Source organism: Eisenbergiella tayi (assembly GCF_001881565.1).
Taxonomy (GTDB): Bacteria; Bacillota; Clostridia; order Lachnospirales; family Lachnospiraceae; genus Eisenbergiella; species Eisenbergiella tayi.
The window spans coordinates 162,797-185,149 of record NZ_MPDJ01000010.1; the positions used below are offsets into that span (position 1 = coordinate 162,797).

The 22,353-nt window shown below is 47.4% G+C and carries 22 protein-coding genes and 1 pseudogene; 3 read left to right on the top strand and 20 right to left on the bottom strand.

Annotated elements, in window-relative coordinates; translation table 11 throughout:
* Both der and BLA28_RS27950 read right to left on the bottom strand, forming a co-directional pair.
* On the bottom strand, positions 1–1,338 hold the full coding sequence (der, locus tag BLA28_RS27945; protein WP_009256396.1) for a ribosome biogenesis GTPase Der: 1,338 nt from the start codon (positions 1,336–1,338) through the stop codon (positions 1–3).
* Entirely contained in the window at positions 1,335–2,684 is a 1,350-nt protein-coding gene (locus BLA28_RS27950; RefSeq protein WP_069159588.1) for a DUF512 domain-containing protein, read from the bottom strand. Before BLA28_RS27950 ends, der begins: the two co-directional genes overlap by 4 nt.
* Positions 2,685–2,906: 222 nt before the next feature.
* On the opposite strand from BLA28_RS27950, the gene BLA28_RS27955 reads away from it, so the two are divergent.
* Entirely contained in the window at positions 2,907–4,094 is a 1,188-nt protein-coding gene (locus BLA28_RS27955) for a ribose-phosphate pyrophosphokinase (RefSeq protein ID WP_009256398.1), read from the top strand.
* 114 nt (positions 4,095–4,208) lie between these two features.
* On the opposite strand, the gene BLA28_RS27960 is transcribed toward BLA28_RS27955, so the two are convergent.
* Complete coding sequence (locus BLA28_RS27960; RefSeq protein WP_009256399.1) at positions 4,209–6,803, bottom strand: histidine kinase dimerization/phospho-acceptor domain-containing protein; 2,595 nt, start codon at positions 6,801–6,803, stop codon at positions 4,209–4,211.
* Positions 6,804–6,857: 54 nt separating this feature from the next.
* Entirely contained in the window at positions 6,858–7,550 is a 693-nt protein-coding gene (locus BLA28_RS27965; RefSeq protein ID WP_009256400.1) for a response regulator transcription factor, read from the bottom strand.
* Positions 7,551–7,829: 279 nt separating this feature from the next.
* Between BLA28_RS27965 and BLA28_RS27970 the strand changes: the two genes are divergently transcribed.
* Together BLA28_RS27970 and BLA28_RS27975 are read left to right on the top strand one after the other, a co-directional pair.
* On the top strand, positions 7,830–8,645 hold the full coding sequence (locus BLA28_RS27970) for an AAA family ATPase (protein ID WP_069159538.1): 816 nt from the start codon (positions 7,830–7,832) through the stop codon (positions 8,643–8,645).
* Positions 8,646–8,657: 12 nt separating this feature from the next.
* On the top strand, positions 8,658–9,875 hold the full coding sequence (locus BLA28_RS27975; protein ID WP_069159537.1) for a VWA domain-containing protein: 1,218 nt from the start codon (positions 8,658–8,660) through the stop codon (positions 9,873–9,875).
* Positions 9,876–9,888: 13 nt separating this feature from the next.
* On the opposite strand, the gene BLA28_RS27980 is transcribed toward BLA28_RS27975, so the two are convergent.
* The 16 genes and pseudogenes from BLA28_RS27980 to ffh all read right to left on the bottom strand — a co-directional run bounded on the left by BLA28_RS27980 (position 9,889) and on the right by ffh (position 22,331).
* Complete coding sequence (locus BLA28_RS27980) at positions 9,889–10,662, bottom strand: DUF2087 domain-containing protein (protein WP_069159536.1); 774 nt, start codon at positions 10,660–10,662, stop codon at positions 9,889–9,891.
* Between the two features lie 307 nt (positions 10,663–10,969).
* Entirely contained in the window at positions 10,970–11,383 is a 414-nt protein-coding gene (locus BLA28_RS27985; RefSeq protein ID WP_069159535.1) for a penicillin-binding protein, read from the bottom strand.
* A gap of 24 nt (positions 11,384–11,407) precedes the next feature.
* Positions 11,408–13,258, bottom strand: coding sequence for a serine hydrolase domain-containing protein (locus tag BLA28_RS27990; RefSeq protein ID WP_069159534.1), 1,851 nt, complete (start codon positions 13,256–13,258; stop codon positions 11,408–11,410).
* A gap of 14 nt (positions 13,259–13,272) precedes the next feature.
* Positions 13,273–14,157: a peptidoglycan editing factor PgeF gene (gene pgeF, locus BLA28_RS27995; protein WP_069159533.1), complete on the bottom strand. Its 885-nt coding sequence runs from the start codon at positions 14,155–14,157 to the stop codon at positions 13,273–13,275.
* A gap of 19 nt (positions 14,158–14,176) precedes the next feature.
* Positions 14,177–14,536, bottom strand: a complete 360-nt coding sequence (locus BLA28_RS28000; RefSeq protein ID WP_069159532.1) for a YraN family protein — start codon at positions 14,534–14,536, stop codon at positions 14,177–14,179.
* Positions 14,529–15,296, bottom strand: a complete 768-nt coding sequence (locus BLA28_RS28005) for a ribonuclease HII (protein WP_069153590.1) — start codon at positions 15,294–15,296, stop codon at positions 14,529–14,531. Before BLA28_RS28005 ends, BLA28_RS28000 begins: the two co-directional genes overlap by 8 nt.
* Before the next feature lie 23 nt (positions 15,297–15,319).
* Positions 15,320–15,859 (bottom strand): signal peptidase I, encoded by a 540-nt coding sequence (gene lepB / locus BLA28_RS28010; protein ID WP_009256410.1) that lies wholly within the window; start codon positions 15,857–15,859, stop codon positions 15,320–15,322.
* A gap of 24 nt (positions 15,860–15,883) precedes the next feature.
* Positions 15,884–16,723, bottom strand: coding sequence for a ribosome biogenesis GTPase YlqF (gene ylqF / locus BLA28_RS28015; protein ID WP_069159531.1), 840 nt, complete (start codon positions 16,721–16,723; stop codon positions 15,884–15,886).
* Positions 16,724–16,772: 49 nt separating this feature from the next.
* Entirely contained in the window at positions 16,773–17,354 is a 582-nt protein-coding gene (gene lepB / locus BLA28_RS28020) for a signal peptidase I (RefSeq protein ID WP_069159530.1), read from the bottom strand.
* 460 nt (positions 17,355–17,814) lie between these two features.
* A complete protein-coding gene (gene rplS / locus BLA28_RS28025; RefSeq protein WP_009256413.1) occupies positions 17,815–18,162 on the bottom strand; it encodes a 50S ribosomal protein L19 in 348 nt (115 codons plus the stop codon).
* A gap of 153 nt (positions 18,163–18,315) precedes the next feature.
* Positions 18,316–18,972 (bottom strand): GNAT family N-acetyltransferase, encoded by a 657-nt coding sequence (locus BLA28_RS34895; protein ID WP_456318665.1) that lies wholly within the window; start codon positions 18,970–18,972, stop codon positions 18,316–18,318.
* 30 nt (positions 18,973–19,002) lie between these two features.
* A pseudogene (trmD, locus tag BLA28_RS34900) lies at positions 19,003–19,716 on the bottom strand (tRNA (guanosine(37)-N1)-methyltransferase TrmD); the annotation flags it as partial.
* On the bottom strand, positions 19,713–20,255 hold the full coding sequence (gene rimM, locus BLA28_RS28035) for a ribosome maturation factor RimM (RefSeq protein ID WP_069159587.1): 543 nt from the start codon (positions 20,253–20,255) through the stop codon (positions 19,713–19,715). The pseudogene trmD and the gene rimM, both read right to left, overlap by 4 nt.
* A gap of 80 nt (positions 20,256–20,335) precedes the next feature.
* Positions 20,336–20,563 (bottom strand): KH domain-containing protein, encoded by a 228-nt coding sequence (locus tag BLA28_RS28040; RefSeq protein WP_009256416.1) that lies wholly within the window; start codon positions 20,561–20,563, stop codon positions 20,336–20,338.
* A 66-nt stretch (positions 20,564–20,629) separates the two neighbouring features.
* A complete protein-coding gene (rpsP, locus tag BLA28_RS28045) occupies positions 20,630–20,875 on the bottom strand; it encodes a 30S ribosomal protein S16 (RefSeq protein ID WP_009256417.1) in 246 nt (81 codons plus the stop codon).
* Between the two features lie 103 nt (positions 20,876–20,978).
* Positions 20,979–22,331: a signal recognition particle protein gene (gene ffh, locus BLA28_RS28050; protein ID WP_044972525.1), complete on the bottom strand. Its 1,353-nt coding sequence runs from the start codon at positions 22,329–22,331 to the stop codon at positions 20,979–20,981.
* Positions 22,332–22,353: the final 22 nt, after the last annotated feature.

Sequence of the window (22,353 nt, forward strand, 5' to 3'; positions counted from 1 at the left end):
TTATCTTGTCTCCTTCCGTTCCCTGATAATAAATTTCAGGGGGGTTCCTCTGAATCCAAAGGCTTCCCTTATTTTATTTTCTATATAACGAGTATAGGAAAAATGCATCAATTCCTTATCGTTCACAAAAATAACAAAGGTAGGCGGTTTCACGGCCGCCTGTGTAATATAATAGAGACGGAGCCTCTTTCCCTTATCGGACGGCGGCTGCTGCATCGCCACAGCCTCGGCCATAATCTCATTAAGCACACCGGTAGCAATCCGGAGCGCATGGTTTTCAATAACCGCATCAATCGTTTCAAAAAGCTTGGGCAGGCGCTGTCCAGTTTTCGCTGATATAAAAATGATTTCCGCATAAGGCATGAAGGCCAGCGTATTCCTCACCTTCTCCTGAAAACGGTATATGGTTTTATCATCTTTTTCAATGGCATCCCATTTATTCACCGCTATGATCATGCCCTTGCCTCGTTCATGGGCTATTCCTGCAATCTTGGCATCCTGTTCGGTAACGCCCTCCTGGGCGTCGATTACAAGCACTACCACGTCGGCACGCTCCACAGCTCCCACAGTACGGACGATCATATACCGTTCCAGCTCTTCTTTGATTTTATTTTTCCTGCGCAGTCCTGCCGTATCGATAAAGATATATTCTTTTCCGTTATGCACCACCTCCGTGTCTATGGCATCCCTGGTAGTGCCGGCAATATCGGATACGATTACCCGGTTTTCTCCGATAAGCTTATTAATAATAGAAGATTTCCCGACATTCGGTTTCCCGACGATGGCGATTCTGGGCCTGTCGTCCTCATCCTCCGCCTCGGACCTGTCAGGGAAATGCCTGATGACCTCATCCAGCAGATCGCCGATCCCCATCCGGTTCGCCGCTGAAATAGGATTGGGATCTCCGATGCCCAGATTATAAAATTCATAGACATCCGCCATGAACTTGTCAAAGCTGTCCACCTTATTTACCACCAAAACCACAGGCTTATGGGAACGCCGCAGCATATCCGCCACCTTGGAATCCGAATCTACAAGCCCCTGCTTTACATCCACCATGAAGAGGATAACATCTGCGGTATCAATAGCTATCTGAGCCTGTTCCCGCATCTGCGACAGGATAATGTCACTGCTGTCCGGCTCTATTCCGCCGGTATCTATCAGGGTAAAGGCCCGATCCAGCCAGGTCACATCCGCATAAATACGATCCCTGGTAATCCCGGGAGAATCCTTTACGATGGAGATCATCTCTCCTGCCAGAGCGTTAAAAAGGGTGGATTTTCCCACGTTAGGTCTTCCCACCACCGCTACAATTGGTTTTCTCGTTGTATCACTCATATATTTTTTCCATCCATTCTTCTGATAAAAGCGTTAACAAAGTCATATCCGCTTGATTTTACAATATCTGTCTTCACTTGTAAAGCCCCTGACAGGTCCCGGACTGTAATATCATCCAGCAAAACCTGTTCACCGCTCCTTAATATATTTTCCGGTAAATACAGGATTTCACCTAATTCCTGCCCCTTAAGCTGCGCGATAATATCCTGTCCTGTGAGCAGCCCTGTGACCGTGATTTTTTCCCCGAAAAAATCATTCCTTACAGGATAAACATGGATTGATATCTCCGGAAACCGTTCCATGATACGATCCGCCATTCTGCGGATATAGGGATAAGCGATCTTTCCTGTGACGGAGGAATACGTCCCTTCCAGGATTCTGCCTTCCAGCGCTCCCGGTTCTTCCAGCTGACGGAGGGCATCTTCAAATTCCTCCAGCATAAGCCTTATCATACCCACGCCGTTTTCCAACTGGAGATAACCGTCGTAGGTTTCCTCCGGCGGCATTTTCTCTCCCGCAAGGATGTACCATTCGTCGCTGGCATGTACAAAATGAAGCCCGTATTCCGGGAAAATCTTTTCCTGCCAGCCGTGAATCTGCTCCAGCACATATTTAGCATCCTCCTGAGTAAACGGTTCCAGCGGCTCCAGACCCTCCCGGAATTTGGACAATCCCACGGGAACGACGGAAACGCTCTGCAGATGCGGCAGGTACCTTGTCAGGTCCCTGATGGAGCGGTCCAGCTCCTCTCCGTCATTAAAGCCCTTGCAAAGGACAATCTGTCCGTTCATCTGAATACCCGCTTCAAAAAAACGATCCGCCTTTTTCAAAGCTTCCCCCGCAAACCGGTTATGCAGCATCCGGCACCGGAGTTCGGGATTCGTTGTCTGAAAAGATATATTAATGGGGGACAGGTGATATTTAATAATCCTCTCCACATCCCTTTCGGACATATTGGTAAGCGTCACATAATTACCCTGAAGGAAGGAAAGTCTGGAATCATCATCCTTAAAATATAAGGTTTCCCGCATTCCCTTCGGCATCTGATCGATAAAGCAGAAAATACATTTATTGCTGCAGGAACGGTATTCATCCATCAGTCCGTTTTCAAAGGTAATTCCCAAATCCTCTTCATAATCCTTATCTATTTCCAGGAGCCATTCTTCACCGGAGGGCTTTGCCACCAGTACCTCCACATATTCCTCTTCAATCATATACTGGTAGTCAAAAACGTCTTCCACCGTTTCCCCATTAATTTCCAGAAGCCTGTCTCCCGGCTCAATCCCCATTTCACAGGCAATCCCGTCTTCACTGACAGCCTGGATTAAATGGCCTTTTCTTTTCATGTAAACTCCCATCCGTGCACCAGGTACACTTTTGTCTTTCTCGCCTGAACGGCTTTTCCTTTCCTTATTCTACTAGAATTTCCTTGACGTGTCACTAGCATAATGTTATAAAATAAATTAGCTATGTGTTTTTCAAAATAATACTTACATAGTTTTGCAGCAGTAAATGCTTCGCTGCAAATAAAGAAAGGTCTGCTGCCGGCAGACAGACAGGAGAAGGATATGCCAAATGTACGCGAACTGGAAAATGCACTTCCTGTAGCCCCTCTGAAGGTTCTGGCCATGGAATCCGCCTCGGCCATCGGGAAACGTGTCAACAATTATCTTGTTGAATTCCGGAAAAATATGAAAAATACCAAACATGATGATCCTGCTTTTCGGGGATACATCGAAGACAGCTACCTGGTGGACGCCTCCAATCCCCGCTTCGGAAGCGGTGAAGGGAAAGGAATTGTCCGGGAGTCCGTCAGAGGAAAGGATCTTTTCATAATCGTGGATGTATGTAACCATAGTCTGACCTATTCCATCAACGGATATACGAACCACCGATCCCCGGATGATAATTACCAGGATCTGAAGAGAATGATTTCTTCTGCCGCAGGAAAGGCCCATCGGATAAATGTGGTAATGCCCTTCCTCTATGAAGGCAGACAGCATAAAAGAACCAGCCGGGAATCTCTGGACTGCGCTTATATGCTCACCGAGCTGGCCGATATGGGTGTCAATAATTTCATAACCTTCGATGCCCATGACCCGAGAGTGCAGAACGCCACGCCACTAAACGGCTTTGACAATTTCACCCCTCCCTATCAGTTCATGCGTGCCCTGCTTGATACGGAGGATGACCTGATAATTGACCAGGAGCACACCATCGTCATCAGCCCTGATGAAGGCGCGCTGGATCGTGCCGTATACTTCGGCAACGTTCTCGGCGTCAATACCGGTATGTTCTATAAACGCAGGGATTATTCCACCATCGTAAACGGCAAGAATCCCATTGTCGCTCATGAATTCCTGGGGGACAATATTGACGGCAAGGATGTTATCATCATCGATGATATGATCTCCACCGGTGAAAGCATGCTTGATACCGCCCGTCAGCTGAAGGAAATGAATGCAAAACGCGTCTTCATCTGCTGTACCTTCGGCCTGTTCACCAACGGACTGGAATCCTTTGACAAGGCGTATGAAAACTGCTGGTTCGACCGGGTAATCACCACAAATCTCACCTACCAGCCTCCGGAGATATACACTAGGCCTTATTATACGGAAGCGGATATGAGTAAATTCCTGGCTTCGATCATCGACTTCATGAACCATGATGTTTCCATGTCCCACGTAATGACGCCTACGGAAAAAATCAATGAAATCCTGGCCAGATACAATAACCGGGAAGAATATCACATTTAACAGCTGAGGGAATGCATTCTTCTCTTCCCTCTCATACAAAAACGGACAAAGGATTGTGCTCCGGCACATCTCCTTTGCCCGTTTTCTTTTCTCTGATAAACGACGGCTCAGCCCTTAATCATCCATACAGGGGAAGGTCAGAATCACCTTAAACAGATCACCGTCCAGATAAATCTCAAATTTACCGTTCTGCAGTTCCGTCAGGTTTCTGGCTATGGACAAGCCCAGGCCGCTGCCTTCCGTACTTCTGGAAACATCTCCCCGTATAAAACGCTCCGTAAGCTCATCCGCGCTGATATTCAGGGACTGGGCCGAAATATTTTTCATGGAAAAGGCTGCCGTCTTTTTCCCGTCTTTTTCCTTCACGGAAAGATCCAGATAAACCCGGGTTCCCTCCAGCGCATATTTATATACATTTCCGAACAGATTCTCCACCACACGCCAGATACGCCTGCTGTCCGCTTCAATATATACCGGCTTTTCAGGCATGGCCGCAACCATAATCAGGCATTTCTCATTCATTTTTTCCGAGAATTCCCCCATGGTCTGGTTGATCAGCTCAACAAAATTAATTTTTTCCATCTGCAGGGATATATTTCCGGAGGAAATTTTGGAGGCCTCCACCAAATCGTCGGTCAGCTGCTTGAGCCTCTGGGATTTACTGTCCAGCACCTGGATATACCCTTTGATCTTCTCGTCCTGGATATCCTCTCTTTTCAGCAGATTGACAAAATTGATTATGGATGTCAGGGGCGTCTTAATATCATGGGAAACGTTGGTGATCAGATCCGCCTTCAGCTTTTCATCCTTCATACTGGTAGCCACCGCTTCTTGTATCCCGTCGCCGATACTGTTCACTGTTTCCGCAAGAATCTTATTTTCCCCATGCATCCTGCTGTCGTCTATTTTAAACCCGAAATCGCCTTCGCCGATGGTCTGTGTCCCTTCCACGATTTTCTGAAGGTCCTTACGTTCCTGATAAAGAAGCGCCGCCACACACACATCAATAACACCCGCAGCCAGAATCCCCGGCACGCCAAGCATTCCGAAAAAGAGATTCAGGGCTGTTATGAAGAAAAACGGAATCAAAAGCCGGCTCACTATATGGCTGTTATCATACAAACGGAAAAACAGCTTTCGGATGAGACGTCCCAGCTGCCAAAGCAGGGAATCCCTCCAGAACCGGTGCACTTTGAGCCGGCGTACCAGCCCCAGATAAAAGGATGTGGCTATCCAGTCAAACAGAAACGCCGCCAAAACCGCACCTGCGGTCATCATAAACGGGCTTATGTCTCCTTCCAGCGCATAGCTGAAGGCAATATCATAGGCTGCGGCGCAAAGTACGCAGAAGCCTGCCGTAACGGAAAAGCCCAGTGTCAGGAAAATCTCTGTCGGGAACCGATCTCCCTTTTTTGTCTCCACCACATAGCCGTCCTCATTCTCCGCTTCCTTCCTGCCTTCATAAACCGTAAGCACGCCCAGAAGCCACAGGGAAAGGATCAGCGCCAGAATTCCCAGCACCGCCGTCTGCCAGTAATAAGGCATGAAGCTGACAAACGTATTCCTCGCCTGAGCCAGGCTGTCAACCACCCCATAGGATGTGTCCACACCGATCCAGACTCTGGAATTCTCCGCAAATACATACTCATAGGGGCTCAGTATCCCCCGCATTTCCTCCGTAGTCATCTGTGTATTGGTCTTGATTTCCACCCGATCCGGATTATAGTACAGATATCTGCCGTATCCGCTGAATTCCTCTGTAATCTCCTGTTCACTCTTTCCGTTAAAATTCTGTGGTATATTCGTAAAATAACGCGGCTCACCGTCCACCGTCATCTGATAGCAATACCGGATGTTTGTCTTATCTTCCCCGTAGAATTTTTTAAAGCTGCTGTACTCCGTAAAATTATGGTACAGCTGGTTGCAGGCTGCCACCAGATTGTCACGCAGCACCAGATATTCATCCAAATCGGAGGCATAATCGGCCAAATCCTGGCCCTCTGCAGAATAATAGCGGGGCACCAGAATATCCAGGGCGATCACTTCATCCGTATCCACTTCTATTTCCCCTTTTTCAGACGCCCTCTCCAGATATCCCTCCAGGCTGTCGGGAAGCTCGGCGATCATACGCATGCTGAGGGAATCCGATTCCGCCGCCTGGGCGGAAAATTTAATGGCCTGCTTGGACAGATCCTGCTGCAGTTTGAAATCCCCGACACTCAGCTCCCCGGGAATCTCCGTATCACTTTTCCCCAGGCCGAAATAAATGGAAAAATCATTTTCCGTACCATAGACGGTTTCATAATTGAAACCATAATTCCCCCATTTAATCAAATCATCCAGATAATATTCCGCCGTCACCTCCGATTCGGAAAGCATGCTGGTTCTGTTTACATAAGCGGTGATGTCTATCTTCTTTTTCCCTTCATATTCCCCGTTGGTTTCCAGCTGGCTCTTGATAACGGACATCCGGGTAATATCCTGGACATCATTCCGGAGGATATCATCAAAAATTTCCGAATCCTCGAACAGTTCCTTTTGGGAAAAGGGGGATATGAAATAACGGCTTTTTCCGTTTGTCCCCTCCACAGTTATGAATGAATTGGATATAATGGCGATCACACAGCCTGCCGCTGCCGCCGTCAATATTCTTTTGGTAAACAGAAGAAATATCCGCTTTCCTCTCCCGCAAACATTCGACTTCTTCATAACTTTCCTCCCGGAGCTGTCATTTTTCCTGCTTCCTTTTGTGCTGTTCCGTCTTTACTGCTTTTCAATCTTATATCCCACTCCCCACACTACCTTCAGATATCTGGGTTCTTTGGGGTTTATCTCTATTTTTTCCCGGATATGACGGATATGGACTGCCACCGTATTATCTGCGCCGATAGCTTCCTCTTCCCAAATACTTTCGTAAATCTGGTCGATAGAAAAAACCCTGCCCTGGTTTTTTACAAGAAGCAGCAGGATATTGTATTCAATGGGAGTGAGCTTGACCGGTTCATCATCCACGGTCACTTCCTTCGTCTCGTCATTGATCACAAGGCCTCCCGCACGGAAAATCGCGTTGTTTTCCGAATTCAGGTTGCCCAGCTGGGTATATCTGCGAAGATGGGATTTCACCCTTGCCACCAGCTCCAGCGGATTAAAGGGCTTGGTCACATAGTCATCCGCTCCGATGTTCAGCCCGAGGATCTTATCCGCATCCTCCGATTTGGCCGACAATATAATGATGGGAATGCTGCTGTATTCCCTGATTTTCAGTGTGGCATGTATTCCGTCCAGCCTCGGCATCATGACATCGATAATGAGCAGATGGACTTCATTGGTCTTAAGCGCCCGGATCGCCTGCTCCCCGTCATAAGCTTTAATCACATGATAGCCCTCCTGCGCAAGATAAATCTCTATCGCTTCCACTATCTCTTTATCGTCATCGCATACCAGAATATTCGTCATCTTCAGTCGCTCCTTCCGCAAAGCTTTTCCGCAGCATTCCTGCGATTTTAAGCACGCTTTGCCTTTTTGCATCAGTATACCACATAATGAACCAGGGTAACTATTATTTTATTAAATCATGAAAGATTTAATTTCCAATGGGATTATTGTTAAGTTTTTCTTAAAAATTTTTATCATCTGAGCGCATGTTTCTTGCATTTGCTGCCATTCTCCCTTACCATATAAGATACGGCCGCTTATGCAGCAGCCTGACAGTAAAGAGGAAAGGAATTCATACCCATGCAAAACTGCTTTCAGTCCACAGGAACCTATATAGCGGATCAAAGTCTGACAGACAGCGTCAATATAGCAGCCGCCCTGGAAAGGCCGCTGCTCATTAAAGGAGAACCCGGCACCGGAAAAACCATGCTCGCCCAGGCCGTAGCAGAAGCTCTGGGCATGGAGCTGATTACCTGGAATATCAAATCCACCACCAAGGCCCAGGACGGCCTGTACACCTATGATACCATTAAAAGACTCTATGACAGTCAGTTCGGGGAAGAGGGTGTGAACGACATTTCACGCTACATCCGGCTCGGCCGGCTGGGAGAGGCTTTTACCCGGGACAGCCGGACTGTTCTGCTCATTGATGAAATCGATAAAGCAGATCTGGAATTCCCCAACGACCTGCTTTGGGAACTGGATCGGATGGAATTCCATATCCCGGAAACCGGCGTTACCATACGGGCAAAAGAACGCCCTATCGTCATCATCACCTCCAACGCGGAAAAAGAACTGCCGGATGCATTTTTACGGCGCTGCATCTTTCATTACATTGATTTCCCTGACAAGGCCATGTTGACTCAAATAGTCAAAGTGCATTTTCCGCTGGTAGAGGCCCACTTGTTAGAGGCTGCCGTTTCCGCTTTTGAGGAAATACGTTCCATACGCAGTCTCCGCAAAAAGCCAGGCACCTCCGAATTGATTGACTGGGTCAACGCACTTTCCTTAAGCGGTATTTCTCCGGAAATCCTTGCAAAAGAGCTTCCTTTTCCCGGAATACTTATTAAAAAAGACGAAGATATGGATGCGGTAAAAAAACACCGTTATCTGTAAGGGGTGCCGGTTATGTTTGAAGCATTTTTTGTTATTCTTAAAAATCATGAAGTCCCTGTCACGCCGGGGGAATGGCTTTCCTTGCAGGAGGCTCTGGATAAAGGACTGTGCGGCAGCAGTCTTTCCTCCTTCTACTCTCTTTCCCGTATGCTCCTGGTGAAAAGAGAGACGGATTATGATAAATTCGACTCTGCCTTTGAAGAGTATTTTAATGGTATCCGCGGCAATACCCCTCTGACCGCCCGCCTGCTGGAGTGGCTGGATAAGCCGGACATGAATGAACTCCTTCCGCAATGGAAGGAAGAGAAAAAAATGCTTCCCGGCGAAAACCCGGAAAGCAAAGAAGGCGATTCTTCTAAAGAAGAAATCGAAGAACGCATGAGGAAACGGCTTGAAGAACAGACAAGCGAACACAACGGAGGGGATTACTGGATAGGGACCATGGGGAAATCCTCCTACGGAAATACAGGCGCTCATACAGGAGGTATCCGTGTGGGCGGCAAAAGCGGCCACCAGTCTGCCTTCGCCGTCATGGGCGAACACAGGTACAAAGATTTCCGGGATGATCGGATCATAGACAACCGTCAGTTCCAGCAGGCCCTCCGTCGTCTCAGACAGTATTCTTCCCGGCGCGATCTGCCCCGTACCCAATTGGATTTGGACGGCACAATCAGCAAGACCTGCCGGAACGGCGGGTTTCTACAAATCGTCATGGAGCCTCCCCGTAAAAATGCAGTGAAGCTGCTGCTGCTCATGGATTCCGGCGGAACCATGCTGCCCTATTCCAGCCTGATGAATGAGCTATTCCAGGCTGTGAGCAGGTCCAATCATTTTAAAGAAACAAGATTTTACTATTTTCATAACTGTATTTACGGAAAGCTGTATAATACCCCTGCGTGTGATTATGGAGACTGGATTGAAACGGAATGGCTGTTCCATAATCTCAAAGGCGATACGAAGGTGGTTATTGTCGGTGACGCCGCCATGGCCCCGGAAGAATTGTTCTCTCCTTCCGGAAATTACCGGGGTCCCAATGACGGACTGACCGGTTTTGAATGGATGCAGCTTCTCAAAGAATGTTTCAAAAAAAGTGTCTGGCTGAATCCCAAAATGGCAAAGGGAAACGCTCCCTGGCGCGAATCCGAAACTGCTGTCAAAGAAATATTTTCCATGTATCCTCTCACCGTCAAAGGTCTGAAAGAAGCCATGAAGGAGCTGATGCGGGGCTGACCGCCGCATCAGACTATTCCTTCAGCCAGTATTCGGAACCGTCCTTTGTCCGTTCCAGGAATCCATATTCAATCATAAGCCGCCTGATATAAGGAAAATCGTTGTGTATCCGCTTGAGGATCCGGTTGATTTCGATTTCCGTATATCTGTTTCCCGGCTTGAAATTATCCGCAATCTTCCGGAGAACCACAAGCTTTCTCTTTTCCCTTGCAGGGACTTCCTTAAGATGCCCATTCTCGTCAAAGAAGGTCTGTATTATCTGTTTTCTTTCCTCTTCCGTTATAATATATCTGTCATCCACCATCGCAGCCGTGCGGTGAGGCTCACACAGCTTATCCTCCGTCTTCTTTTCCATCTTATCTCCCATCTCTTTCAATAATTCCATCATAGCCAGGAATGCCCTGGCCTGCCGCTCCTTCTCCCGCAGCTTGAACCGGTGATTCCTGACTGTAGAAGCAGAAATCTTCTGTCTTTCCGCTATTTCCTTATCACTCAGCCCTTCCCCCATAGCCTCTATAACAGACTGCTGGATTTCCGATATACCCGTCAATCCGGAATGGAGCAGGAAATGAAGCATAGAACCATGCTCCTCCTTCAGATGAAGCTGTATCCTTTTTGCCGCATCATAATATTTTCCATCCTTTGGAAAGACTTCTCCTTTTTCATATAACTCTCCGCAAATCAGGCACTGTACCTCTGTCCCTGTTTCCTTATATCCCCGCTTCAGTTCCTCCAGTGACGCGCCATAAAAAGCCTCATCCCGGCTTTCCAAACTATCATAAGACATTGCTTCCGCCTCCTTTACCTGTTTCCAATACTCTCATTTTCCACGCCTGATGTCGGCCGGTATAGACATCATATATCATTTTCTTCTTTTTGTCTATATATTTATAAACTTATTTTATATTTGTTTGTTTATTTACAAACATTCAGTTCAAAAGTTAACTTCATCAATACCTTGGCCGCACCCTGTATTAATATGTAAACAAAAATACCTCTCCATTTTTTACATAAAAAGTTCCGGAGACGGATTCTCGCTCATGCTAAGGTGAGAATCCGTCTCCGGAACCTGTGCTTCAATTCTTATGTATCAATCAGCCCTCCGTCCGCGCCTTGCTGAACAGTGTCACAGAAACGCATACCATGGCAAAAGAACCGAACAGAAAAACAAAATAGACCATGGCAACCGGAGTGGTACTGGTTATTCCTTCGATATTGGCATACAGCTTGCCGTCATGCAGAAGCGCCGTCACTTCCTTTCCCGGTATATAAGCAGCGCTGCTGTGCGTATTCTTGAGTTTATATTCCTGCCCTTCATACTCCACAACCACTTCATACTGCGTCTGCCGCTTCCCGAGTACCTTCCTGACGATATTATCCGAGCTTACGACCGTCGCCTTGACCTCCGTATACTCAGGATTGGTGTCCTCCATGGCGAAACGAAGAAATACCGCCGCCACAATGCACAGCACTGTAATAATGCTGCAAATAACCGCTTTCTTTTTCATACCTGTTTTTCCCTTTCCCTATCTTCATTCTTCTGTCTGATCCTGGTAAGCCGGCTCATTCTTCGCCGCTTCCTCATCCTCTGTGTTTATCTCTTTACCGACGCATACCGGCTGTACCGTACGCTCTACCAAAAGATGAAATACATCAATTCCGCCGCTCTCCTTGATTGTATTCATTAAAAAGCCCATTTTCCCTCCCAGATCCGTAAGGGAATCAAGGCCCTCCATGATGACCTCCTTTCCGGGAGTCTCATCCCAGTGGGCTTCCAGGGTATTTTCATCAAAATAAAGCTTCAGTTTACGTCTGCATGCCTCTTCCAGGAAGGCAAAATCAATTTTCAATACCATTCTGCCGTCCTCATCCGTGGAAAACTCCCCTTTTGTCCCTATCCGGTAAATTTCCCCGTTAAAGGATACATTCGACGCCACCGCCTTCACAAATCCAACCTCCAGCGACTTCTTTTCCTTTCCTTCATACAAATCAATAAACAGCCGGTTTCCGGATGCCATAAAACCGATTTTATGAATGCCATCCGTAAAATTATTATGAAACACCTGCATCATAAGAGGCATCAGCCCCACCTGCTGTTCTTCCATTTCATAAAGTTTACCATCCAGATAATTTATCCGCTTCTGTCTCAGGGTACTTCTGATATATACTGCCTTTCTCTTTTCCCAGCCGCCTTTTTCAATCACCGGCAGCCCCGTACGGCGGCCTTCCATTTCTTCTATTACGTGCTGCAGCATTATCTGCCCCCGCAGATCCTCCGGAAGTACGGCGGGGGGATTGAAATCCTCTTCAAAATACTTTTTCACAATACCCAGCAGTACGCAGTTCTGGAACAGTTCCTTACTCCCCGCATTGGAGACTACAACCATATTCAAATCCGGATAAGCAAGAACATCCTGCCCCAGCATACCGTTATAGTTAAAGGATTCCTCCCTTCCTCCCTTCCACAGCTGATAGCCATAGCCATAATTACTCATGGAAGACGGGGTTTCCACATGTCTTTTAAGGGACATCTCCACCCAATCCTCCGGAACCAGCTGCTGTCCTTTCCAGCTGCCATGCTGCAGATAAAGAATACCGAGCTTTGCCGCGTCCTCGGGACATAAGAATAATCCCCAGCCGCCCTTTGTAATCCCCTTCGGACAGGTTTCCCAAAAAACCTTTTGGATTCCCATGGGTTCCCACAAACGGGGACGCAGATATTCCATAAGGGATTCCCCTGTCACTTCCGTAATTATTGCAGACAGCATGTAGGAGTTCATACTGTTATATTCAAATTTCTTACCGGGCACTCCAATGAGGCCGGATTCCAGATATCCCCTTACCCAGTCATTTCCTGATACAATCCCTGTTTCATTAAAGCTGACACAGCTTGTCATGGTAAGCAGATTCTCTACGGTAATATCCTTGAGCCGGAAAATATTGAGCAGGTTCTTCTTTCCACCAAAAAGATCTATTACCTTATCCTGCAGACGCAGACGCCCTTCACCGATAAGCATTCCCACTGCCATGCCGGTAACACTTTTACACATAGAATAACTGGCATGCCACATGCCGGCCGGATAGGGTTCAAACCCGCATTCACAGATGACCTTGTTGTTCCTCACGACCATAATCTGGTGGATATCCACGTTTTCATGGAGCGCCAAATCCTTGAGGAAAGCCGCCAAATGCGCTGAGGATACTCCCTGGCTTTCCGGAACTGCTCTTTCCAGAGGCTGTTGTCCGTCCTCACGTTCAGGAAAAGTATTCCCAAAGGGAAAGGCCGGTTTCTGCGGGAAAAAATCCACCTTCCCCACATTTCCCGTTTTTCTCGCAATGATATTCCATATCAACTCCGCTACTGCCAATTCTGTTTTTGCCATCCGCTTTCGCTCCTTTAATTTAAAACAACGAACATCCCCAGGTTGCCTCTTTTTCCATTACTTGCCCTATGGGAAAAAAGATATCCCGGATTACAGCATGTACAGATATCCGTCACACTGATATGTTCCGGCCGGATACCGGCCGATAAGCAAACCGCCTCATTTGCCTTCCACAAATCCAGCTGGTACTTTCCGTTCCTCTTATCTTTCAGTATCTGTTCTTCTGTCATGGTTTTCACCTTTTTCATTTCTTCGCCGGATAAAAGGTTACGGAAGGCCTCCGCCACGTCCTCGCTCACTTCATAGCAGTCCTGGCAGATTGACGGCCCAATGCCCACAAGGATATCCTCCGGACGGGAACCAAATGCCTTCTCCATGGCTTCCACGGTCTTCCTACCCATTCCTCCGGCTGTCCCCTTCCAGCCTGAATGAGACAGTCCGACAGCGCGCTTTATGGGATCCACAAACAACAGAGGCACACAATCCGCGTAAAAGGTGGAAAGCACAATTCCGGGTTCATCCGTAATCATGCCGTCCACATCCGCATAATCTCTGGGACGCAGGAGCCCCTTCCCTTTATCCGCTTCTGTAACATGGCGGATATTGGTAGTATGCGTCTGATCGGAAAACACAAAATCCTCCGGGGTACACCCAAGAGCCGCCGCAATCCTGCGGTAATTTTCGTTCACATTTTCCGTTTTATCGCCTCTGCTGAAGCTGACATTCATGGACCACAGATCACCCTCGCTGACGCCGCCCAGCCTTGTACTCATCAAATGCCTGACCACACCGGTTTCTTCAATCGCAGGAAAAGACAGATACTCCGCTCCCTTTATCACCGTCTGGCGCATAACCGGCCGGGATGCGTCCTTCCGCTTTATTACCGTTACATTATCCATGCAATCCTTTTCCTTTCTGTCAATACCGCCTTATATAATCAAAAGCATTCTGATACCAGTTTACGCATTCCCCACATATTGCAACCACGTCAAACCGTACCGGAATGCTTTCCCCCAGTCTCCTTTGGTAAAGATAATAATCCGCCACACCACATATTTTCTTTTGTTTTCCTGTTCCAACCGATTCCTCCGGATAGCCTGCATTCTTATTTTTCCTGTATTTCACCTCAAAAAAAACAAGATATTCCCCATCCCAGCCAATCAGATCCACTTCCCCCTGACGGCACCTGAAGTTTCTTTCCGCGATACGTACTCCTTTTTTCTGAAGATACAGGCTGGCCGCCTCTTCATAGGATTCCCCGAGTTTCCTTTTATTCATTGGCACCTTCCATAAAATTTTTAATGAAGCTTCTCCTGTGGATCGGAGTAGGCCCCAGCCTCTTCAGAGCATCAATATGAGCTGCCGCTCCATACCCTTTATTGGCCTCAAAGCCGTATCCCGGAAACACACTGTCATACTGCACCATCATCCTGTCCCTGGTCACCTTGGCGATTATACTCGCCGCCGCAATGGATGCGCTCTTGGCATCCCCTTTGATAATCGGCACCTGACGCATCGGAAGTCCGGGAATCGTAACCGCATCGTTGAGCAGGATATCCGGCTTCACGCAAAGACGGCCGACAGCCTCCCTCATAGCCTCGTAAGTAGCCTGCAGGATATTGATTTCATCTATCCTTTCCGGCGAAGCATAGCCGATACCCGTGGCCACCGCCTCCTTCATAATAACCTCATAAAGTTCTTCCCTTTTCCGGGCGCTAAGCTGCTTGGAATCATTCAGATAAAGAATACTGCAGTCTTTGGGCAGAATAACCGCTCCTGCCACCACAGGGCCTGCAAGAGGGCCTCTGCCTACCTCATCAATGCCGCAGATATATCCGGCATCCCCATACTCTCTTTCAAAACGCAGCATGGTGAACATCCGTGCTTTTTCTTTTTCCAGCGCTTCCAGCCTTTTTTCCGCTTTTGCGATTTCAGCCTTTATCCCGCTTCGTTCATCCTCTTTATAGGCCTCTATAAGCTCCGGAAGCCGCTCTGTGGGACAATTGCCGAACTGCTCTTTTATCTCCTGTATTTTCATCTCTGATACCTGCCCTTATTTCATCACTGATGCTTCAGAACACCGAATTTATTCAGCGGCCAGATTCTTACCCAGGCCTTACCGATAATATTGCTGCGGCGGATATTCCCCACGCTGGGATCCCGGCTGTCCGAACTGTTATTCCGGTTGTCTCCCATCACAAAGTACTCATCATCCCCTAAAGTGATCGGTTCTACTGCCAGTCCGGCAAAATTAATGGTTTCTTTTCCATAGTCCTCGTTCAGTATTTGTCCGTTTATATATATATTGCCCTGTAAATCAATCTGCACCGTTTCTCCCGGCAGACCGATGATACGCTTTACATAAAAAGTTTTCTCCGCATATTGAAAGGGGAATACAATAATATCAAATCGCTGCGGTTCTGAAAAGCGGTAGGATATTTTATCCAGTATCAACTGATCGTTATTGCTTAAGGTAGGTTCCATGGAGCTGCCGCTCACAGACGTTCTCTGCCCGACAAAGGTAATCAAAAGGTAGGTCCCCAACAGTACCACCAGGATGTAAAGAATTGTACTGAAAATTTCCTTTACCACATTTTTCATTTTCTTATGCTCCAATCTGTTTTATTACGGCCTTTCCAGAGAAATTCTTCCCAATCTGCCGCTTCTGAAATCATCGGTCACCAGCTGGGCCGCTCTGCTCAAATCCGGTTCGCCGCCCTTCTTGTAACACTTACGCCTTTCGGCTGCCGCCTCCAGCACCTGTACCGGCGTTTCCTCCCCGGTAAGGCCGTATCTCTCCTTCAGAAGAGGGAGATACCATTCCTGCAGAAAGCTTATCAGGTCGACGGCCAGTTCATCCATAATGATGATTTCATCGTTCATGGAGCCTATAAATGCCAGTTTCATGCCAACGCTCTGGTCTTCAAATTTGGGCCAGAGGATTCCGGGTGTATCCAGAAGCTCCAGTCCTTTATTCAGCCTGATCCACTGTTTTCCTTTGGTTACACCGGGCTTATTGCCCGTTTTAGTACATGCCTTTCCGGCAAAAGAATTGATAAAAGTAGACTTCCCCACATTGGGTATCCCGACCACCATAGCCCGTACCGGACGGTTCAGGATTCCCCGCTTCCTGTCTCTCTCAATTTTTTCCCTGCACACCTCCTGCACGGCTCCCTGAATAGCCTTCATTCCCTGCCCGCTCTGCGCGTTGATTTCCAGAGACTTGATCCCCTGCTCCTGAAACCAGGCTGTCCATGCCCTGTTGCATGCCGGATCCGCCAAATCAGACTTATTCATAAGAACCAGCCTCGACTTATTCCTCCCAAGCTCATCAATATCCGGATTCCGGCTGCTTAAGGGAATTCTTGCATCCACCAGCTCTATAATCAAATCTATCAGCTTGATATCTTCCTGCATAGCACGCCTTGCTTTCGTCATATGCCCAGGATACCATTGGTAATTCATGCCAAACTCCTATCTGCCTGCCCCTGCAGGCGTGCGCTTTTTCCGCACCTTATTTAATCGGCCCCATAGAATTGCTGCCCTCACTTAACTTAAACCAAGCCTTGCCCACAATATCATCCCGTGCGACAGCGCCTATATTCCCGGACCTGCTGTCCTCACTGCTGTTACAGTTATCCCCCAGAACAAAATACTCATCATTCCCAAGCTTTATCTCATGCTCCGCGATCCCCGCATCCGCAATCAAATCATAAGTATCATCCTCCACCGGAGCCCCGTTCACATAAAGAATACCCTCCGCAATCTGCACCGTTTCCCCCGGAACAGCCACCACACGCTTCACATAATAATGCGTATTCTGGTTCCCGTTAGGCAGAAAAACCACCACATCCCCGGCCTTCGGATTAGAAAGCTTATAAATAAACCTGTTTATCAGAATCTCCTGCCCATTATAAAGCGCCGGCTCCATAGAAACCCCAATCACACTCGTCCGTATCCCCACAAAATAAACAATCACAAAAGCCAGGAAAGCAGCAATCGCTATCCCCAGTACATAACTGAGAATCTCATGAAGTATCGCCGTACTTATTTTCTTCCGTCTCCTATAAAAGCTTAATCCCTTAGACTTTCTCATCCGTAATTTTCCATATCCCGTCGTAAAATTTCAGTTCCCAAACAATGATACCATTCTATCACGAAATATATTCAACTGGCAAGCAGACAACTTTGTGTGCATTATTTGTCCCTTATTTTTTCCTATAACTACACCAGTTCCCTTCCCTGCTTTCGTAGTGTCCTCAGCCATGGGTGTCCTCCCGGTCTTTCCGGTTCGGTTGGCACACTGCAAGGATTCCTGTAAGGGCCGTATAAATACGCCGGTCCTTAGGTTGCGTCCTGTGCAACCTTAGTACCGCTGCGTATTTATCCGAGCGAGAGCGTGCCCGCACAGGAACCTTGCAGTGCGCCGACCGAACCGGAAAGACCGGGAGGACACCCATGGCTGAGGACACAACGAAAGCAGGGAAGGGAACGCCTCCGCCCCAAAAGCAAAAAGAGGCAACCACCACAGCGGCTGCCCCTCATACCGTATCCGATTATTTTACCAGTTCTTTAACCTTAGCCTTCTTACCTACTCTGTCTCTTAAATAATTCAGCTTAGCTCTTCTTACTTTACCTTTTCTAACCAGTTCCACTCTCTCTACATTGGGAGAATGCAGCGGCCATGTCTTCTCAACACCGATGCCGTTAGAGGTCTTTCTTACAGTAAAGGTAGCCCTGTTGCTGCCGCCCTGCTTTTTCAGGACAACACCTTCGAATACCTGAACTCTTTCACGGTTTCCTTCTTTGATTTTACCATAAACTCTTACGGTATCACCAACACTGAATTCCGGAACTTCTGCTTTCAGCTGTTCTGCTTCAATTGCTTTAATAATATCATTCATTGCTTTTCCTCCTGATTTATCGGATGTTCTTAATACATTTCCTGTAACAGAGGACCATCTCGTTTTCGCAACGTTTATAATATACCATATCATACCTGCAAAAGCAAGTACTAATTGCCATCAAATTACCCATCTGTACCCATCAAATTCTTTTTAGGAAATCCAATATACCGTATCTCTAACGATACGCAGCCCCAGCTTTTGCTGAAGCTTAACCGAGGCTTCATTATCAGTAAAAATCTGACAGAAAGGAACCCAGCCCTTTTCCAGAATACGGTTAATCAGATGCCGTTCCAGCGCTTCTGCGATACCCTGTCTGCGGAATTCTTCAAAAACCTCCAGGATCCCCATGCTCCCCTCCGCATGCATGCCTATAAAGCCTGTTAGCTTTCCGTCCGCAAAAGCGCCGTACATCATCCCGGAACGAAGCCGTTCTTCCAGATAGCCTTTGTCATGAACCGCGTGATAATGAAAATATACCTCCTCCAAATAAGAAGTATCCAGTGTTTTTATACAAAAACGGGAATCTTCTTCCAAAGGAGTCTTCCTGGTATACACAGCCTGGACGCATGTATTGATTACGGAACCCTTAAAACGCCTGCAGATACTCTCCTTCAGGAATTCCTGATGAGCCACATACAATCCGTCCTTCAATCCTCTGGGAATAAGGGAAAGGAGTCTTTCGCCCATATCCTCGTCCGCGGCGGACATCATATAAGCGCCGCTCGGCACATCCCTGAGCAGCACACCTTCTTCTTCTCCGCACAGAAGCTCTCCCTGTCCCCGGCGTATGACTTCAATCATATCCATGTGGGCTATTTTTTTCTTAAGCAGCCAGGAAAGGGCTTTGCCTTCCCTTGCATAAGCCTCATACAGATCAGGTCTGCGCTCCCTGGTACGCTCCTCCGACTGCAGCAGACGCCATTTATCCACCTTTGCATGATCCCCTGATAAAAGAATATCAGGCACCGTTTTGCCCTGCCAAACCTCCGGACGTGTATACTGGGGATATTCCAGAAGATTATTATGAAAGGATTCAAATTCCGCCGACTCTTCATTTTTCAGCACACCGGGAACGAGACGGGATACGGCATCTATCATAACCATAGAGGGAAGTTCACCTCCGGTGAGTACGTAATCCCCTATGGAAACATAATCCGTGACAATGGTTTCAAGAACCCTTTCATCAATCCCTTCATAGTGACCACACAAAAAGACCAGTTCGTCCTCCAAAGCCAGCTCCTGCGCCATCTGCTGATTAAAAACCCTTCCCTGAGGGGTTACGTAGATCACTCTGGGCTTTTTCCCGTCATTTTCAAGGATTTTCTCTTCTATGGAACGATAGGCGTCATAAACGGGCTGTGCCTGCATCAGCATACCGGCTCCGCCCCCATACGGATAATCATCCACTTTCTTATGCTTATTCTCCGTAAAATCCCGAATATTTACCGTTTCCAGGCTGATATGGCCTTCTGCAGCCGCACGGCCAAGAATACTGGTATTCAGGCCGCCCGACACCATATCCGGAAAAAGGGTTAACACATGGAAATTCATTCCTTATTTCCTCCCCTGCCATCATTTCCCAAATCCAGCAGGCCATCCAGCAAATGCACTCGCATTCTTGCCTTTTCCACATCAACCTCAAGAATACATTCTTTAATCGCAGGAATCAGGACCGAACCTCCCTGAAGCAAGGTTACCTCATATACATCATTTGCCCCTGTGGTAATGACATCCCTGAGAGTGCCCAATACAGTTCCGTCCTCTGTTTCCACAGTCATATCGATTAAATCGGCAATAAAAAACTCATCCTTTTTTAAACGTACCGCATTATCCCTTGTTACATACAGGCTGGCTTTCCTGAATTTTTCCACATCATTGATGTCATCAAGCCCTTTAAATTTGAGAATGACTAACTGTTTAAAAAATTTTACTCCCTCTATTTCCAGCGTTCTTGTTTCCTTCCCGCTGTCCAGTATCACCTGCTTCAGCCTTCTGAATCTGGCCGGATCGTCCGTGGTGGGATAAACCTTTACTTCTCCCTTTAATCCATGAGAAGCCGTAATGATCCCCACCTGCAGTCTCTGCTCCATCCTAATCCTCCAAAACAAATCTAAGTTTCCCATTCTGAAACAAAAAGCCGCTTCCATAAAGGGAGCAGCCTTTTATCGTATCAGATGATTTCTACATCCACATGTTTTTTGTCTCCCAGCGCTGCCGCTTTTACAACCGCACGGATTGCTTTGGCGATACGGCCCTGTTTACCAATTACTTTACCCATGTCGGACGGCGCAACGTGAAGTTCTATCGTCGTTATTTTCCCATCTTCTTTTTCCGTAACGACTACTTCCTCCGGGTTGTCAACAAGTGCCTTGGCAATTACTTCAACCAGTTCTTTCATCACTTTCCCTCCATTCAACCGGATACCCGCAGCCAGTGCCGATATCCTCTTCTTAGCAAAGAGGTCTTATTTCTCGATTCCCGCTGCTTTGAAGATTTTGCTGACTACCTCTGTGGGCTGTGCACCATTGTTCAGCCATTTCTTTGCCAGTTCTTCATTTACCTTGAATTCACTGGGATTCTTGTTAGGATCATAGGTTCCGATTTCTTCGATGAATCTGCCGTCTCTGGGAGATCTGGAATCTGCCACGATAATTCTGTAAAAAGGAGCCTTCTTCTGTCCCATTCTTCTTAATCTGATCTTTACTGCCATTTTTTCTTACCTCCGGAAATATTTGCTTATTTTTTATTATTTATTCTCGCGAATGCAATGACTGCCCGCGGTGTCAAATGACCTGTTGCTTAAGGCCATTTGGCTAAAAAGGAAGTTTAAACTTACCCTTTTTGCCTCCGAAACCTCCCATCATGCCGGGAAGCTGTTTCATCATCTTCTGGCTCTGCTCGAACTGTTTGATGAAACGGTTTACAACACTGATATCCACCCCTGCGCCTCTTGCAATCCTGTGCTTTCTGCTGGGATTAAGCAGTTTGGGGTTCCGGCGCTCCGCCGGTGTCATGGAAAGGACCACAGCCTCCATCCTGGCCAGCTGCTTTTCATCCACCATGGACTCAATATCCGCAGATTTGCCTCCAATACCGGGCATCATACTTAAAATACTGGATATGCCGCCCATATTCCGCATCTGCTTCATGCTTTCCAGGTAATCCTCAAAATCGAATTTCCCCTTCTTCATGCGGGATGCCATCTCTTTTTCCTTATCGGCATCCAGGTCCAGGCTTGCCTGGGCTTTATCTATTAAGGAAAGGACGTCGCCCATACCGAGAATCCGGCTGGCCATCCTGTCCGGGTAAAACTGTTCCAAATCGGAAAGCTTTTCTCCCATACCCACAAAAAGTATGGGCTTTCCGGTTACTGCTTTTACGGAAAGAGCCGCACCGCCGCGGGTATCACCATCCATCTTGGACAGGATAATTCCGTCCACGCCCACCTTCTCGTCAAATTCTTTTGCCACATTCACGGCATCCTGTCCGGTCATGGCATCCACCACCAGAAGTGTCTGGTGAACGGTAATGTTCTCCTTAATTTCCTGCAGTTCCTTCATCATATCTTCATCAATATGAAGACGCCCTGCCGTATCAAGGATTACCACATTATTTCCATTCTTCTGTGCATGCTCCATACCGGCCCTGGCAATATCCAGAGGCTTATTTTTCGTTCCCATGGAAAAAGCATCCACATTCTGCTTTTTTGCATTGATTTCCAGCTGTTCAATAGCAGCCGGACGATAAATATCACAGGCAACCAACAGAGGTTTTTTGCCCTTCAGTTTAAACTTTCCTGCAAGCTTGGCCGCTGTAGTCGTCTTACCTGCACCCTGAAGGCCGCACATCATAATGACTGTGGTCGACTTACCGGGCTGCATGGCAATCTCCGTTGTCTCGGAACCCATCAGAGCAGTCATTTCTTCATTTACAATCTTAATAACCATCTGTCCGGGATTCAGCCCGTTCATCACATCCGTACCGATCGCTCTGGCTTCTACGGACTTGACAAACTGTTTTACCACACGGAAGTTAACATCCGCCTCCAAAAGAGCCATCTTGACTTCCTTCAGGGCTGTCTTGACATCCTCTTCCGTCAGCCGTCCTTTTCCGCGAAGATTCTTAAATACGTTCTGGAGTTTATCGGTTAAGCTCTCAAATGCCATACACACAATTTCCTTTGCTGAT